This window comes from Cellulomonas dongxiuzhuiae (assembly GCF_018623035.1).
In the GTDB taxonomy this organism is placed as follows: Bacteria; Actinomycetota; Actinomycetes; order Actinomycetales; family Cellulomonadaceae; genus Cellulomonas; species Cellulomonas dongxiuzhuiae.
Genome location: NZ_CP076023.1, coordinates 475,161 through 491,909, shown reverse-complemented (window position 1 = coordinate 491,909; position 16,749 = coordinate 475,161). Strand labels below are relative to the sequence as shown.

11 protein-coding genes and 1 tRNA gene are annotated in these 16,749 nt (G+C 71.9%); 6 read left to right on the top strand and 6 right to left on the bottom strand.

Going from position 1 to position 16,749, the window contains the following annotated elements; translation table 11 throughout:
- Window positions 1–66 precede the first annotated feature (66 nt).
- The gene (locus KKR89_RS02325) at window positions 67–1,017 is read right to left on the bottom strand and encodes a hypothetical protein (protein WP_208197091.1); all 951 of its coding nucleotides are present in this window, start codon (window positions 1,015–1,017) and stop codon (window positions 67–69) included.
- A complete protein-coding gene (locus KKR89_RS02320) occupies window positions 1,014–2,105 on the bottom strand; it encodes a DNA cytosine methyltransferase (protein WP_208197090.1) in 1,092 nt (363 codons plus the stop codon). The genes KKR89_RS02325 and KKR89_RS02320 overlap by 4 nt, the downstream gene beginning before the upstream one ends.
- 137 nt (window positions 2,106–2,242) lie before the next feature.
- Between KKR89_RS02320 and KKR89_RS02315 the strand changes: the two genes are divergently transcribed.
- Window positions 2,243–4,879 carry an ATP-binding protein gene (locus tag KKR89_RS02315; RefSeq protein ID WP_208197089.1) on the top strand — a complete coding sequence of 879 codons (2,637 nt, stop codon included), beginning with the start codon at window positions 2,243–2,245 and terminating at the stop codon, window positions 4,877–4,879.
- A gap of 219 nt (window positions 4,880–5,098) precedes the next feature.
- On the opposite strand, the gene KKR89_RS02310 is transcribed toward KKR89_RS02315, so the two are convergent.
- On the bottom strand, window positions 5,099–5,425 hold the full coding sequence (locus tag KKR89_RS02310) for a hypothetical protein (protein ID WP_208197088.1): 327 nt from the start codon (window positions 5,423–5,425) through the stop codon (window positions 5,099–5,101).
- 191 nt (window positions 5,426–5,616) lie between these two features.
- Between KKR89_RS02310 and KKR89_RS02305 the strand changes: the two genes are divergently transcribed.
- Window positions 5,617–7,746, top strand: coding sequence for a hypothetical protein (locus KKR89_RS02305; protein WP_208197087.1), 2,130 nt, complete (start codon window positions 5,617–5,619; stop codon window positions 7,744–7,746).
- A gap of 319 nt (window positions 7,747–8,065) precedes the next feature.
- On the opposite strand, the gene KKR89_RS02300 is transcribed toward KKR89_RS02305, so the two are convergent.
- Window positions 8,066–8,155, bottom strand: a tRNA-Ser gene (locus tag KKR89_RS02300).
- A gap of 86 nt (window positions 8,156–8,241) precedes the next feature.
- Here KKR89_RS02300 and KKR89_RS02295 point away from each other — a divergent pair.
- On the top strand, window positions 8,242–9,132 hold the full coding sequence (locus KKR89_RS02295; protein ID WP_208197086.1) for a Sir2 family NAD-dependent protein deacetylase: 891 nt from the start codon (window positions 8,242–8,244) through the stop codon (window positions 9,130–9,132).
- A gap of 42 nt (window positions 9,133–9,174) precedes the next feature.
- Here the strand turns inward: KKR89_RS02295 and KKR89_RS02290 are convergent, their stop codons facing one another.
- Window positions 9,175–9,675, bottom strand: a complete 501-nt coding sequence (locus KKR89_RS02290; RefSeq protein WP_256443243.1) for a nucleoside deaminase — start codon at window positions 9,673–9,675, stop codon at window positions 9,175–9,177.
- Between the two features lie 232 nt (window positions 9,676–9,907).
- Between KKR89_RS02290 and upp the strand changes: the two genes are divergently transcribed.
- Both upp and KKR89_RS02280 read left to right on the top strand, forming a co-directional pair.
- Window positions 9,908–10,543 carry a uracil phosphoribosyltransferase gene (upp, locus tag KKR89_RS02285; RefSeq protein ID WP_208197085.1) on the top strand — a complete coding sequence of 212 codons (636 nt, stop codon included), beginning with the start codon at window positions 9,908–9,910 and terminating at the stop codon, window positions 10,541–10,543.
- Window positions 10,544–10,802: 259 nt separating this feature from the next.
- Window positions 10,803–11,189 (top strand): hypothetical protein, encoded by a 387-nt coding sequence (locus tag KKR89_RS02280; protein ID WP_208197084.1) that lies wholly within the window; start codon window positions 10,803–10,805, stop codon window positions 11,187–11,189.
- A gap of 118 nt (window positions 11,190–11,307) precedes the next feature.
- Here the strand turns inward: KKR89_RS02280 and KKR89_RS02275 are convergent, their stop codons facing one another.
- The gene (locus KKR89_RS02275; RefSeq protein WP_208197083.1) at window positions 11,308–15,351 is read right to left on the bottom strand and encodes a sigma-70 family RNA polymerase sigma factor; all 4,044 of its coding nucleotides are present in this window, start codon (window positions 15,349–15,351) and stop codon (window positions 11,308–11,310) included.
- 319 nt (window positions 15,352–15,670) lie between these two features.
- Here KKR89_RS02275 and KKR89_RS02270 point away from each other — a divergent pair, with 319 nt between their 5' ends.
- Window positions 15,671–16,684, top strand: a complete 1,014-nt coding sequence (locus KKR89_RS02270) for a hypothetical protein (RefSeq protein ID WP_251140977.1) — start codon at window positions 15,671–15,673, stop codon at window positions 16,682–16,684.
- Window positions 16,685–16,749: the final 65 nt, after the last annotated feature.

Sequence of the window (16,749 nt, the reverse complement as noted above, 5' to 3'; positions counted from 1 at the left end):
TGTTTGCCTCTTGCCTGCCCGGCGCATGTTTGCCGCTGCCCGTCGGGAACGCCGCAAGAGCGCGCTTCATCCAAGACTGTTGACATACTTGAGCAGAAACAGGCGGGCGAGCGATGGCGCGCTGTACGGGCTCTTGCGGTCGAGCCACTTCTCAAGCTCCGAGAGCCGCGGGGGGTCGCCACCGTGCCCAAGTCGTTGGTTCCGGAAGCGATTCAGTGCCGAAGTCTGTTCGATCGCTCGTCGCTCTAGTCCATATGCCGCGCCCGCGGCCTTAATCCTGAGATCCAGGAATTTTTGGTCGATGCGCAGCAACTCATCCCTGGCGCCTTTGATCGCCTTGGCTGAGACCGCCGGCGACCCGCCGCGGTTGAGCTTACTCGTGAGTTCGTCGACGACGGCAGCCCGTCGAGCGTCGGCGTCCGACTCTTCTGCGGGCTCGATGCATCCAACGATTATTTCGATCACTTTGAAGTAGTTGAGCACGGCCGCCGCCGAGTTTTCGGGCGCAGGTGCCTGATCGTGCAAGGACACGGCGTGCGAGAACAGATGCGCGGCAGAGTACGCCCTCGGGTCGGCCACAAGGCGCTCGTACATCGCATGAATCGGCGCTGCTGCGTCCGCGTCGATGTCCTGCCTATCCCAGAAGATGAACCTCGTCTGAATCGCTGTGACCAGGTCCTCTCCCTGGACCGCAAACCGAGGGACGAGCCGGTACGGCTCGTCGTGCTGCAACGAGAGCGCGGTAGCCAGGAGCGGCACGTCGTGCTCAATAACCCGGAGTATCGCGTCATTCAGGTCCCCCTCGACCTCGATGGACGCGTAGCCTGAGCCTACGACTTCCTGCCCGAACTGAGCAACAACCGCGGAGCCGGATCCGGACAGGTCGGGGGTCGCCGGTGGTATCGCCGGCTCAGTCCCTGGATCCAGCGTTTGCAGCGTGAAAGGGCCGATCGAAATCGGGGTGCTCGGGATCGCAGGGCCCGCAACGCGTAGCCAAACACGTGCCGACCCACTCATCGTTCGGCCGCGTGTTCGCGCCGGTGCTCCGCCCTGGTCCGGAGCATCACCTGGGCCTGATAGCCGAGAAGGCGACCTACCGCCCTTCCGAGCGACTCGGCCATCCACACCGGGACGGCGTTCCCGATCTGACGTTCGACTGAGCCGTATGTTCCAGACCACTGATAACTGGCGGGGAAGGTCTGAAACGCGGCCGCCTCGCGGAGCGTGATACCGCGGTTCTCGGTCGGGTGAATGAAGGACCCACACGCCGGAGTCGTACACCGAGTCGTCATCGTCGGCGCGGGGTTCTCGTTGACCACTCGGCCGTAACTGCTCGTTGCGATCCGAGCGGCCTTGCCGTCCTTACCGGTCAACCGCTTGTGACACTCGAGCTGAAGGCTTAAGGGCAACGCGAACCGATTTCCACCGACCGGGACTGCTGCGATTCGCAGCATCACCGTTGCATTGCGTCGCCGCGGCGCATCTAGGAGGCCTGGCTCGCCTTCGACCTGCGGCAGAGCAGCCAGAGCCTCTCCCGCAGTCATCGCGGCGCGACGCTCGACACCGGGGATCAACTCGTCGAGGCCACTGGGCACCTCGACTCCCCGAACCGCAATGACTACGAGACGCTTTCGCCGCTGAGGAACACCTAGTTCGTGGGCGTTGACAAGGTAGTCCTGCAAGTTGTACCCGAGCTGGCGGATGCCGGCCGCAAGTTGTACGAAGCGGCCGTCCTTCCTGAGGCCGGGGACATTCTCAATCAGGACAGCGCGAGGCCGGAGCGAGCGGACGAGGCGGAGCGTGTCGAGCACGAGATCGTTCCGCGACTCGTCGGGGGTGCTCGCGCCGCGTAGTGACGAGAAGCCTTGGCATGGAGGGCACGCCTTGAGCAGGTCCAGTTCGCCGCGCTTGAAGCCACCGGCGGCCATGAGCATCGGGCCAGTGACCTCGCGAACATCTTTGACAAGCATCTTGCCTGGATGGTTGAGCGACCAAGTCGCGGCGGCATCCGGGTCCAGTTCGACAGCAGCGACGACATCGAAGCCGGCGTCGCGGAGGCCCTGGGTGGCGCCGCCCGCGCCCGCGAAGAGGTCGACGGCCTTCATGGCACTGGAGTCTAGAGCCTGCGACCCACAAGCAGACGCCGGGCTCACCACGAGGACAACCCGGGTCCCCTACGCTCGGGCCAACGTACTGGCTAGGGAGGGCGTTCGCCGTGACGGATAGCTCGAGCAGTGAAACCATGACGGCTACCGACGATGCCGTGGGAGCGACGGCGTACTTCGAGGTCGGCGATCCGGTCAAGTCGGTATCGATCGGCGTCGACCACGCGATCATCAAGCACTTCTCAGAGCACCTGTACTCATCCCCGAACAAGGCGATCGAAGAGCTCGTGGCGAACGGCTTCGACGCGCTCGCGACCCGCTGCTACGTGTACCTGCCGGGCGAGTACGCGAGCGGACAGGTGATCGTGTGGGACAACGGGCAGTCGATGACCGTACAGGGCATCGAGGAGATGTGGCAGATCGCCCGAAGCCCCAAAGAGCAACTTGGCGATGGCCGCGTCGCTTCTGCCGAGGGCCGTACGCGCGCTGTGATCGGGAAGTTCGGCATCGGGAAGCTGGCGAGCTATGCCGTCGGGCACCGAATGAGCCACATTTGCAAGAACGGCGACGGACAGTACCTCGCCGTCTCGGTCGACTACCGCAGGTTCACTGGTGCCGAGGAGGCGCCGAGCCAGGCGGACGACGGCGTCCAAACGCTGGGAGAGGAGCCGCTCCCGGTCTCGGCTCACGCGCCAGGACCTATCGGGTCTCAGGAACGGCCCGAGCCCGAGGTCGGTCGGGCCGAGGGTGACGAACGACCGACTGAGCAAGCGCCCAACATGACGAGCGTGCGGGCACTCACGGAAGAGCAAGCGTTGGCGGTGGTCAGGTCGATTCTCCCCAAGGGCGAGGCGGTCGACTTCATGCTGGCTGAGCACCACTGGACGCTTGCCGTGATCGACGACCTCCGGCTGACCAAGCCACTTTACCCTGGCCGTCTCGCCTGGGTCCTGGGTAACGGCATGCCTCTTCGACCCGACTTCCAGGTCTGGGTAGACGACCACGAGGTCGAGCCCCGGCTCGCCAGCGACGCTGCGGTCACCTGGCAGCTCACTGCGGAACCGATCGTCGCCTCGCTCAAATCCACGTGGCAGTCCGCGCTTCAAGCCGGCGAGATTGAAGGCGACATCGACTACGCGCCTGAGCCACGCGCCGATGGCAGTTACGAGGCCGATGAGCCGTACGCGGCTGAGCCGGCCTTGATCTTCCCCACGATCGGGCGCGTGACTGCCACGGTCAGGTTGTTCGCCGACCCTCTTCGCGCGCAGCCGGACGAGGGGCGCAGCCATGGGTTCTTCCTGATGGTGCGAGGGCGCCTCGTCAATCCTGACGACGACAAGCTCTTCCTCAACGACCCGTCCTTCGCGACGTTCTACCGGTCCCAGTTCGTCATTCGCGCCGACGGCGTCGACGCCGAGCTTCTGGCCGATCGCGAGAGCTTGCGACGCGACACTGCCATGGCCCGTGAGTTCAAGACGCTCCAAAGTGCTCTGTACCGCGCAGCCCGGATAGCGATCGACTCACAGGACGAGGTAACGGTCCGCGGCGCGAAGACAGAGAGCTGGCTCCCAACTCGGTCCCGCGAACTGTTCCGGGACCCCATGGCCGCGTTGTTCGGACGCGCTGTCGAGAAGCCAACGAGCATTGACCTCAACGAGCCAGTCATCGACCGCTCCCCCCTTGGTGAGGCCGAGCCGCTGGCGACCCTTCAGGCCACCAACGGCCACCTCCAGGTGAACACCAATCACCCCTTCTACCGCACGATGGAGGCACGAGCCGGCGGCGGGAAGAAGGGCGCCTCGGTCATGCGCGCCTTTGATCTCTTTGCCGTGGCCGAGCGGCTTACGGAGGGGCACCTCTACAGCATGGGGATCGACGAACTACGGGTCCGGGAGATTCTAGAGTGGCGCGACAAGCTCTTCCGAGCGCTTGCCGAGACCTATGACCGCAACCACGAGGACGCGATCATCGAACTGCGCAACGCCTCATATGACGGCGACACCAGGTTCGAGAACGCAGTGGCCGCCGTCCTTCGGCTCATGGGCTTTTCGGCGACCCGTGACGGGGCGTCTGGCAAGAAGGACGTCCTCGTGGTGGCGCCCGTCGGCCCGGGGCATCGGACCTTCATCGCGGAGGCCAAGGGAAGTGCGAGCGCGGTGGCCAACGTCACGGCGGCGGTGGCTTCGGCGGCGAGCCATCGCGACGCGACGGAAGGCGCAACGCACGCTGTGATCATCGCGCGGGAGTTCACCGGCTTCGAGCGCAAGAACGCCCCGGCCGTGCTCGAGGAGTGCCGAGCTACAGGTGGGGTATCGCTCGTCACCGTCGATGTTCTGGTGCGTCTCCACGAGGCACTCATGCAGTATGCGTATCCGCTCGACACGCTGATGGACCTCCTTTTCGTGCTCGAGTCGCCTGAGGAGAAGCTCCAACGCGTCGCCGAGTTGGAACAGCCGCTCGAGGACTTCGACTTCCGAGCGGTGCTTGAGGAAATTTGGGAGCAGCAGTCGGGACGAGCCTCGGGTGACCAGATTTCGATCCGCACCCTCTGGCAGTCCCGGGACGAGTGGAAGTTGACGATGGATCTGGCGGGTTTCGTCAGTAGGGTGACTGCACTGTCGCACTTCGCGGGCCATCTCATGGTGCTCGACTCTTCCGCGGAAAAACTCGTCTTCATCACCCAGCACCCAGACATCGTTGTCGAGCATGTGCAGCGCCGGATCGCACCACCCGCAATCGAGACGCTCTTGCGTGACAGCCGTCAGCATGACTAGGGCGACGTCGCCAGGGATGAGGGCGGGAAGGTTAGCGAGTCGTTCTGACAATGGCCAGTGCACCGACCAAGGACGCGGCAACTCCCCCGGTGACGGTGAACTGGCCTCAGTATCTCATCGGGAGCCTTGGGACTGCCCCGACGTCGGTTGACCCGTTTCGGTAGGGGCGTTCAGGCCGGTAGGGCGAGGCACATGGCCTCGCCCTACCGGAAGAGTGCATCAGGCAGCGGCCTGGCGTGTGGACGACCTGCAGATCCCGCAGGTCCCGTCGGTCTTGGTCGACGGGTCGTGGAGTTTGCGCGCGTCCGAGATGACCCACGCAGGCAGCCATGACTGCGCGAGGTGAGGCCACTGCTCGGTCAGGGCGAACTCGATGATGGTCAGCTCCCGGGTGAGGTCGCCGAGGCCGGGGGGGCCGTGAGAGGCCCTCTCCGCCCAGGCGGTTCCGACTTGCTCGCGCCGGGCCAGCAGTTCCGTGAGGCGCCCCTGCTTGAGGGTGCGACGGCGGGTCGTGTTGTGCGTCGGTGCGGACATGTTGTCCTCCATGGGTTGGACACCCCTGGCGACTGGGTTGTCGCTGGTGATGCTGAGCTGCGTTCGCTCGACGACACCTGTGTGCGCGCACTCACCGGGCACAACCCCGGTCGCCAGATGCGTAGACGCGCCCCCTCCGCTCCGATCGCGACCGCGTCCGTGCGCCGATTGCCGGAGACCGCGAGCAGCGCACGAGTCCTGGCATGGACAACAACAACGCGATCACGCATCGCATCGCCACCTACCGCCCCCGACTGCTCTCTGCCGACGCCTGGACGCACGCCGCTGCGCCGGTCCGTGCCGCACTGACGGCGGCCGCACCCAAGAACCCGGAGGACGCGAAGGTTCTCGGGTCGAGCCTGTGCGCCTTCCTCGCCAGCCCCTGCGGGTGGCATCCCGGCGAGGTTCCGGACCTGAGAGCCCTGCTTTCGGACGCGGCGATCGAGCGGTTCGCCGCCGGCTTCACCGGCCCGCAGGGCACGCGCCAGAACCACATCCGGCGCCTACTGACGCTGCAGCGCGCCGTGGCGGAAGTCCCGCGGGAACCTGCCATACACAGGGCCCTTCGACGGCGTGCAGCACCTGCTCCGGCTGCTCTGCGGACCGTGTGCTCCCGCTCGTCGCTGCCCACGGTCGCAGCGCTGGCGGAGAGGCTCAGCGGGCACCGGCTGAGTTACTTCAGGCTGGAAGGACTCATCGCAACTGCGCGCCCCTCCATTGTCACGGGGATCCCGGCCGGCACCGTGCCGGTCGACCGAGACGTCCTGGGCGCGTACCTGGACGCCGACGATGTGCAACTGATGACGGAGGTGGTTCGAGCCACAACACCCACGAACACGAAGAAGACTTCGCAGCGCCAGCAGCTCGCACAGGCGCGAGCGGACCGTGCCGCTTACCGGCGCGCGACCCAGGGGCCCCGAGCGGCAGCCCACCCCGACATGGCGCCGCTCGAGCCGGCGGTCCGGTCGGCGATCGAGACCTACCGGCCGCAGACCCTCGACGACCGGGCGCGGGCGGCGCTGCGGCCCTTGACGGTGCAGATGGTCGCCGGATTCGAGCCGCCGTCGGTGGTCTCGGCACGCAATGCCGCGACGATCGTCGTCGCGTTCCTGCAGTGGGTGTGGTCGCTGCCGAATCGGCCTGAACCAGCCGCCGCACCGACCGCACTGGAACTGCTGTCCGGGCCGTTCGTCGAGATGTACGCGAGCCGGGTACGGACTGGGGAAGCCCGTCGCGGGTCCGCGGCGAGCACCACGGCCGACGTCATCGCGATCGACGCCTCCTCCCTGCCGTCCTGGTCTCGCGGCGCCCGGCAGGTCCGGGCCACCAAGGGCGAGGACTACCGCTTGGACGACAGCACCTTCGTCCTGAATCCCACCCAGGCGTGGGACCCGGACGCACGCTGGGGCTACCAGACCGCCACTCACAACAAGTACGACGCGAAGCGCTTCTTCGGGTACCAGATGCTCACGGTCAGCACCTCGTTCGCCAAGGGCTCCCCGGAGCAGCCACTCAAGCTCATCACCGCGATGAAGCTGGTCCCTGGCAACGCATCAGTCGCCGGCCCGGCCCTGCGGATGATCGACAGCCTGATGGCGCGCCAGCCCGTGAGCGAGGTCATCGTCGATCGCGGCTTCTCCATGGCGACCCACGACCACTGGGCTGATCCGGTGCTGCAGCGCGGCCTGGACCAGGTCTTCGACCTCGCCGAAGTCCAGCGAGGCCCGGTCCTGGATCACCAGACCGGCGTCATGATGATCGACGGATGGCCCTGCGCACCGTGGACACCGCGGCACCTGCACAAGATCGCTCGCCCGCCGCGCTTCGCGCTCAAGAAGCCCGGCCCGAACGCGAACCCGAAGCACACAGCCGAGTACGAGACGAACCTCGCGGCTCTTCGCGTGTTCCAGGCAGCCCAGGCCGAGCTCGAGCAGTACGCGCTCGTCCCGAACGGCCGACGCAAGACGAACGGCACCCGGCACTTCTTCGCTCCGACGCACGGCCGCGACACGGCGACCGCGGCCAGCGCAAGAAGAAGGTCTTCCAGCAGGCGACGATCACGATTCCGGGGACAGTCATGCAGCATCTGCGGCAGCGCCTGCGCTGGGGCTCACCGGCATGGACCACCGAGTGGAACCGTCGCAACGGCGTCGAGAGCGGCTACGGCAACCTCAAGACCCTCGACCGCGAAGGCGTCCAGCGCGGCTCCATCCGCGTCGTCGGCCTCGCTGCCGCCGGGCTCATGGCCACCTTCGCGATCGTCCACTACAGCCTGCGCATGCTGCGCAAGTGGGCACGCACCACCGGCTACACGGGTGACGACATCGTCCTGACCCAAGCGCCCGACGTACTCGGATACGAACCCGTCGAGCTCCTCGAGCACGAGGCGGCGGTCGAACCGCCGATCGCAGCCTGACCCCTCAGGCCACCCCGAACTTCACATCCACCGATCGCCCGCGGCCTCAGGCCAGCGGGCCATCGGCGCATCCGTCGTCGTTCGCCAGAGCACCGACCGTGGGCCTACGGCCCGACGCGTCACCCTCGTGACCCCTCAAACCGCCCCCGAGACGACGAAACCCCCCGCTCGGAGCCCTTCCGGGCCCCCGCGAGGGGTTCTGTCACTTCAAGGCACTGAGTTCCGTCAGTACCCCCTGGCGGTAGCGGTGGGATTTGAACCCACGGTGGACTTTCACCCACACACGCTTTCGAGGCGTGCTCCTTAGGCCGCTCGGACACGCTACCTCGGGGGGTCACAGTACCCGCTCGGCGCCGTCGGACCCAATCCGTTGCGGCGGTGGTACTGCGCGCGCTCGTCGTACCGTGGACAGGTGAGCACGTCCCCGACCGTCCCCGTCACGCGGGGCTCCCTCGCGGACGTCGTCGCGCTCCTGAGCGGGCTCCGGCTGACGGTCCTGACGGGCGCGGGCGTCTCGACGGACTCCGGCATCCCCGACTACCGCGGGCCCGACTCGCCGCCGCGCACGCCGATGACGTTCCAGCAGTTCGTCGGCGACGAGGCGTTCCGCCGGCACTACTGGGCGCGCAACCACGTGGGGTGGCGGCACGTGCACCGGACGGTGCCGAACGCGGGCCACCGCGCGCTGGCGGCGATGGAGCAGCGGGGCGTCGTGCTCGGGCTCATCACGCAGAACGTGGACCTGCTGCACGAGGCCGCGGGGTCGCGCCACGTCATCGACCTGCACGGCCGGTACGACCGCGTCGTGTGCCTGCGGTGCCACCGCGTCGTGCCGCGCACCGCGTTGGCGGAGCGCCTGGAGGCGCTCAACCCGGGCTTCGTCGAGCGGATGGGACAGATTGCGGACGTCGAGATCGCGCCCGATGCCGACGCGGTCGTCGAGCAGACCGCGGACTTCCGCGTGCAGGCGTGCTGGCAGCCCGACCCCGACGACCCGTCCCGCGGGTGCGGCGGCATCCTCAAGCCCGACATCGTCTACTTCGGCGAGAACGTGCCGCGCGAGCGCGTCGAGCGGGCGTACGCGATGGTCGACGCCGCCGACGCGCTGCTCGTCGCGGGCTCGTCCCTGACGGTGCACTCGGGCCGGCGGTTCGTCCGCCACGCCGCGCGGTCCGGACGGCCCGTCGTCGTCGTCAACCGCGGCGCCACGCGCGGCGACGTCTACGCGACGCTGACCCTGGACGCGGGCACGAGCGAGACCCTCACGCAGCTCGCCGACCTCCTGCCCCCACTCCCCCACTGACGCCCGCCTGACGCCGAGCGCGGTAGGTGGCCTGGGTGGGCCTCAGCGGTGGGGGTGGAAGAAGTCGCGCAGGAGGGTCGCCGACTCCTCGGCGCGGACGCCCGCGACGACCTCCACGCGGTGCAGGGACCGGCGGTCGCGCACGACGTCCCACTGCGAGCCGCACGCGCCGGCCTTCTCGTCCCACGCACCGAGCACGAGGCGCGGGACGCGTGCCTGCAGCAGCGCGCCGGCGCACATGAGGCACGGCTCGAGGGTCACGACCAGCGTGCAGCCGTCCAGGCGCCAGGAACCCAGGGCGGCGGCCGCCGCGCGCAGCGCCACGACCTCGGCGTGCCCCGTGGGGTCGGCGTCGGCCTCGCGCACGTTGCGTCCGCGGCCGACGACCGCGCCGTCGGGACCCAGCACGACGGCGCCCACCGGCACGTCCCCGCTGGTCAGCGCGGCGCGGGCCTCGGCGAGGGCAAGGCCCATCGCCGCCTCGTCCGCAGTCGTCGCCGACGGCGACGGCGCCCCGACGACGACGCGCGGGGTCTCGGCCACGCCGGGCACCTCGGCGCCACCGACCACGGGGGTCGACGACGGCGGGTCGATGTCCGTCCGCTTCCCCACGCCCCGCCTCCGCCCCACGCCGTCCCGCACCCCTCGGCCACCGCCGCGCACCGGACCCGCACACGCGTCCGCCGTCCCGCACCGCTCGAGGTCGCGCACGTCGTCGCGTGCGCTCCGCACCGTCCCGGGCAGCAGAGGGCATCCTCGCACTACCCTGACGTTCATGCGCCTGCACGTCGCCGACCACCCGCTCGTCGCCCACAAGCTCGCGGTCCTGCGTGACGCGGACACGGCCAGCCCCACGTTCCGCCAGCTCGTCGACGAGCTGGTGACCCTGCTCGCCTACGAGGCGACGCGGCACGTGCGCACGCGCGACGTCCAGGTGGTGACGCCCGTCGCGACGACGAGCGGTGTGAAGCTCGCGAACCCCAGCCCCATCGTCGTGCCGATCCTGCGGGCGGGGCTCGGGATGCTCGAGGGCATGACGCGCCTGCTCCCGACGGCCGAGGTCGGCTTCCTCGGCCTGCAGCGCGACGAGGAGACGCTCGAGGCGATCACGTACGCCAACCGCCTGCCGGACGACCTCACCGGTCGCCAGTGCTTCCTGCTCGACCCGATGCTGGCGACGGGCAACACGCTCGTCGCGTCGATCGACTACCTGCTGCAGCGCGGGGCGCGGGACGTCACCGCGGTCTGCCTCATCGCGGCGCCCGAGGGCATCCGCGTGGTCGAGCAGTTCGTCGGGGACCGCGCGGACGTGCAGGTCGTCGTGGCGGCCGTCGACGAGCGGCTCAACGAGAAGGCGTACATCGTGCCGGGCCTGGGAGACGCGGGCGACCGCCTGTACGGCATCGTCTGACGCGGGCCGCTCCCGCGTGCCGACGCTCGTGGGCGCGGTACCAAGGCCTGAGACGCCTCGGGTAACTCCTTGGGGTGACAGCGCCCACCGTGCCACGATCGTCCGGTGAGTCCCGAGACGTCCCCTCTGCGCGCCGGTCGCGGCCGCGTGCGCGTCTGCGGGTGGCATCCGTGCTGCTGTCGGGCCTGACCCGACCCCGGCCCGTCCGTCCACCGACCGCTGCAGGCACCGCCGCCGGTCACCCAGCCCGGAGACTCCCATGACCTCACCTGCTCGTCTGCGCGGCCGTCGCGCCGCCCCTCGCCCCGTCCCCGTCGCGCCGGTCCCGCCCAGCGGGTCCCGCGCGGGCTTCGTGCTGTACGTCAGCCTGCCCGACGACGTCGACGACGAGCCCGACGACGAGGGCACGCGCCCCCGTCCCTCAGCACGCGACCTCGCCGAGACCGCCGACCTCCTGCGCGAGCTCGCGCAGGACGCGCTGCCGGGCGCCGAGACGTTCGCCGCGCTGTCGCTCGTGCCCGGCACGACCGGTGAGGTGCGCCGCTTCCGGGACCGCCTCCCCCACCTCCGGCTGCTCGACCCGGTGGAGGACGACTCCTCGGCGAGCGACCCAGACGTCCTCAGCGGCTCGGGGGACGCCCGCTGAGGACACGCGCTGCCGAGCCGGTGCACGGGATCGGGGGACCCCGTCCGGCTCGGCAGCGCACCTTCGTCCGACCCGACCGCACGGCAGCAGCGCCACGTGCGGCGGCGTGAAGGTCGGCTCAGCCCACCGGGACGGAGAGCGGCGCCTGCGCCGTGCGCACGGTCACGACACCGATGAGGTACTGGTCGCCGGCCGTGGTGGGCGTCAGCGTCCCGACCCCTGACGGCAGCGTGACCTCCGCGAAGCCCTTGGCGTCGACGCCGAGCGCGTTGGGGTAGGTCCAGCCGGTCGCGGTGGAGTCGAACGCGTTGTCGGCCGACCCGCCGCCCACGACGGCCGACCCGTTCCAGCGCAGCGGCGTCAGCGGGCCGACGCCCGAGAGGGTCAGCCGGTCGCCCGTGTTGGCGCGGTCCCCGTCCCACGCGACGACGCCGATGCGCGTGCGGGCGCCCGCCTCGCCGACGAAGACGAACGCGGGTGCCGCAGCGGACGTGCCGATCCAGGCGCCGCCCTGGTGCACGGTCACCGACGACGCGCCGGGGGTGCCCGCCGGGGCGGGCGTCCCGTGCACCACCACCAGCGACCACCCGGCGTAGTAGCTCGGGTCGCGGTCGCTGCGCCCTTCGCTGACGGCAGCGTCGGCCAGCGCCCAGGCGCCGCCGCCGCCGCGCGCCACGAGGTCCGTGACCTCCACGGCCGCCTGGTAGTACCGCCGCCCGTTGGTGTCCGACACCTGCGTGACGGCGTCGGCGGTGACGGGGGTCCACGTCCCGTCGGGCGTGCGGAGCCGCGCGGTGTCGAGCGGACCGCTCCAGGGGTCGTAGGTCCCCCGCACGCCGGACCAGTACAGGCCGGCCCACACGACGGGCCGGTCGGCGGGCAGGTCGAGGAGCGTCTGCGAGGACACCGGCACGCGGGCCCGCGCACCGGGAGGCGGCGCCTGGTCGAGGGGACGCATGTCGAGGCCGTTGTTGTCGCTCTCGCGGTGCACGGAGGGGCACACACCGCCGCGTGCGTCGGCGCACAGCAGGAGGGGCGCCCCGACCTCGACGACGTCGAGGTCCCCGGCGCCCGTCCACACGGGCGTGAGGTTCGCGGACGGCACGACGACCTTGGTCGAGGTCGACGCCGCCTGCGCGCCGGTGGCCGTCACGCGGACGTCGACGGTGCCCAGCACGGCCCCCGCGGCGCGGATCGGCACCTCCACCGGGACGAACCCGCCGGCGGGCAGCTCACCGAGGGCGCAGGCCACGAACCTGCCGCTGTCGGTGCACCCGGCTGTCCGCGGCCCCGCGCCGGTCCGGTCGACCGTGACGCCCGGCGGCAGCGTGACGGTGGCCAGGACGCCGGTGGCGGCCGCGGCGGGCCGGCCGTCGTCCCGCTTCCCCGCGACCCCCACGGCGAACGCGAGCGTGCCGCCGCGGTAGCCGTCGACGACCGCGGCGGCCTCCGTGACGGTGAGCACCGGCTCGACGGACGTCACGGCGACGGGACGGGACGCGACGGGCACGTCGGCGCCCGGGCCCGCGACGGTGACCGTGACGGCACCGACGGTCCCGACGGTCCCGACCGGCACCGTCACCGCGGCCGTCAGCGCGCTGCGCGCACCCGCGGCGAGGTCGGCCGTGCAGGTCCGGGTGGCGTCGTCACCCCCGCAGGCCCAGCCGTCACCGCCACCGGCAGCGACCGCGGCGCCGCGCGGCGCCGTCAGGGTCAGCGTCGTGCCGCTCGCGGTCAGGTCGCCCTCGTTGCCGACCGTGACCGCCAGCTCGGCCGGGGTGCCGGGCGCGACGTCGAGCGTCGCGGGGACAGTCGTCGTCAGGATGGCGGGGCGCACCAGGCGGTAGGCGACGTCGTACGTCTCGACGGGCCGGTGCGCGGACGGCGTGAGCCGGACCTGCACCGAGCCCGCGCCGGTCGCGGCGGTGCTCGAGCTGCTCAGCGTGAGGCCGAGCGTCGCGCGCTCGAAGGGAGCCAGCGTGCCGTGCCGGCACGCGATCGACCCCTCGGCGCTGGTGCACGACCACGGCGCGGCCCCCGTGGCGGACACGCCGGGCGGCAGCCCCACCTCGACGACGGCGGGTGCACCGGCGCTCACGGCGGTGCCGCCCGCGTTGCGCACGGGCACCTCGACGAGGTGGCTGCGCCCGGTGACGAGCTGCACGTCGGTCGGCGGCCGCTCCCCGAAGGCCAGGCGTGGGGGCGACGGCGCGACGGCGATCCGGATGGGTGCCGGCTCCCAGACGGCGCCGTCGCCGGAGATCCGCACCCGCACGGCCTCGTCACCGGACGCGAGGTACGACTCGTCGACCGCGACCTGCAGCGCGAGCACCGCCTCCTGCCCGGGCGCCAGCTCCTGCAGCGTGCACGTGGCGTCGCCGCCGGCGCCGCCCGTGACGCACGACCACGCGGCGGCGTCCGCGGGCGAGAAGCCGAAGCCCCCGGCCGCCAGCTCGCCGGCGACGAGCGTGACGCCGGACGGCAGGGCGACGTCGGCGACCAGGGCGGCGGCCGGCAGCCCGCCGGCGTTGCCGACCGTGAGGGTGATCGCCTGTCCGGCGACCCCGGCGGTGAGGGCGATGCCACCCCCGGGCGCGGTGACGACGACGTCGGCCGGTCCCGGCGGGGGTGGGGTGGTCGGCGCCGGCGTCGGCGCGGTCGTCGGGTCGGTGCCCGGCGCACCCGGCGCGTCCGGTGCCGGCGTTCCGCCCGGTGCGGGCGGTCCGGCCGGTGCCGCGCTCGGTGCGCCGGCCACCGCCGGTGCACGCGTGGCGGCGGCCGTGGGGCGCACCTGGCCCGGCACGGCCTCGTCGGCGGTCGCGGCGGCGTCGTCGTCGGCGGCCGCCTCGTCCTGCTCCGGGGCGGTCGTCGGGGACGTCGACGGCGCGCTCGCCGCGGTCGGGGACGCCGACGGCGCCGCCGCGGCGGTCTCCGAGGCGCCGGACACGTCGGGCCGGGGCTCGGCGACCACGCCGTCGGGTCCCGACAGCAGCTGCACGGCGCCGACCACCACCGCGACGGCGACCACGACCGCCGCGACGGCGACCGCGACCGCACCAGCGGAGAGACCGGCGAGCACCCCGGCGGCACCGGTCGCGACCCCCGCCGCACCGCCCGCCGCCGCGCTGCTCGCAGCCGCACCGCCCGCCACCGCGCTGCTCGCAGCCGCACCGCTGGCCGCCGCACTGCTCGCAGCCGCACCGCTCGCTACCGCACCGCTCGCCGCCGTGCCCGTACCGGCGGCCGCGCCACCCGCGGCGCCCGCCCCACCTGACGCACCACCCACCCCGCCCGACGCCGCGACGCCGCCCTGGTGCGTGAGCGCGGCGGCGCCCGCGGCGAGGCCGCCGCCGACCGGCAGCTCATGGGCCAGCGCCCCGAGGCCCAGCAGCCCCAGGACCAGGGGCGCCACGACGGCCCGCATGCCGTGGTTGACGTCGCCCAGCTCCAGGACCAGGGCCCGGCACTCCCCGCAGTCGTCGAGGTGCTGCTCGACCTGCCGCGTGTCCCGGGCGCCGAGCCCGCCGCGCACGTGCGCGCCCAGCTTGCCGGCAACGGCGCGGCAGCCGTCGTCCAGCGGGTCCTGCAGGTGCTGCTGCAGGTAGGCCTGACGCAGGCCCTCGCGCGCGCGGTAGGCGAGGGCCGCCGTGCTGTTGGCGGTGAGACCCACGATCGGCGCGATCTGGGCGGGCGTCAGCCCCTCGACCTCGCTGTGCCACAGGACCTCGCGCCAGCGCTCCGGCAGGGAGCGGAACGCCCGGGCGACGACGCTGCGCTCGAACCCGGCGAGGGTGGGTGCCTCCGCCGTCTCGACCGGCGTCGAGGCGGTCTCGAGCACGGCGACGTCGTCGGTCGGCTCGGTGCGGCGTCCGGCGGTGCGGTGCACCGCGGCGACCCGGCGCACGACGGTGAAGAGGTAGGCACGGAACGCGCTCTCGGGTCCGCCACCGCCCCGCAGCGCGCGGTGCACGTTGGCGAACGCGTCGGAGACGACGTCCTCGGCGTCGGCGGCCGAGTGGGTGTACTGCCGAGCCACCACGAGCGCCGCGCCGGCGTGCCGCTCGTAGAGGCGGCCGAAGGCGGCGGTCTCACCCTCCCGGGTGGCGCGCAGGAGCGCGGCGTCATCCTCGATGACCCCGCTCCCGCTCCCGTCTGTGGCCACGCCGCCGTCCCCGTCAGGTCGCCGTCGGGTCGCCGACCCACGGGCGACCTCGCTGCGACAGCCTGCCATACCCGACCGATCGGATGAACAGGACTCCGGCGGCGGGTGACCCAGGCGGGTGATGCGCTTGCGCAGGTCGCGGACCCGCAGGACGGCCGTGCCGGCGCCGTCACCCGAGGCCACGGGGGGGTGCGACCGGCCCCGGGGCCCGGGGCGCCGCGGCACCTCGCGGCGGCGGCGACCGGGTGAACTCGGGTCCGATCGGGTGAAACCCCTCCTACTCGCGTCATGATCCGCGCGTCACGCACTCCCTACCCGTGTGACCACCAACATCGAGAAGGACGGGCATGCCCTCCCCGAGGGGCTGCGGGAGCGCTGGCGCGAGGAGAGCGTCGCGTCGGTCTGGCGGCGCCCGTCCGACTGGTACCACCCCGCGGTCGACACCCTGGCCGTCGCCGTGCTCGAGGGCACCGACGCCGCCGCGGCCGCGTTCGAGCTGGGTCGCGCGCGCGGCGAGCACGGTGTGGGCATCGGCGAGGCGCTCGACGACCTGGTGTGCCTGTACCGCTCGACGGGCCGCTCGATGCCCCCGCTGGACGCCGTCCGCGCGCTCAACGAGGGCTGGGCGGACGCGCAGGCGGTGCTCGTGACCACCGGCGCGTGCGTCGACGCCGAGACGGGGCTGCCGACGCAGCAGTACCTGTCGGTGCGGCTCGCCGAGGCGTACCTCGACGCCGAGCAGCATGACGTCGACCCCGCGCTGCTGCACGGGTTGGCGGTGGTCGACGTCGCGGCCGGCCACGTCACCGGCCTCCTGCGCGCCGCGCGCTCCGCCGCGGTGGGCGCGGCGCTGCGCGAGGCGTTCGGGTCCGGGCACCCGATGGCGACGCTGGGCGGTGGCGTGTTCGTCGTGCTGACGCGCACGGCGGACGACGTGGCGGCCCGCGTGGCCGACCTGCGCGCCGACATCACGCACCGCTGCGGGGACGTCGACGTGCGCGCCTCTGTCCGGCAGCCCGTCCGGGTGTGGGTCGAGCCCCTGCCCGAGACGCACGCCGAGGCGCTGCAGCGTGTGGCGCACCTGGCGCGTCCCGAGCCGTGGGAGGGCATCCCCCGGCCCGCGGGCCCCGCGGGCACGTCCGTGCCGCGGTCGTCCGGCGGCACCGGCCCGAGCACACCGGGACTCCTCGGCCCGGCCCTCCCGCCCGGCGTCCTCGGCGCCGGGCTGTGGCCCTACGGCACGACGACGCCCGAGCAGCGGGGGCACGGTCGCCACCTCGACGACGACCGATCCCCCGACGACCTGCGCGACGGACCGCCGCCGACCTCCTGACGCCGCCGCGTGCCGCTCGGCGACCCTGCGCACCCCGCGACAGATCGGGCGAACGGGGTTACCGT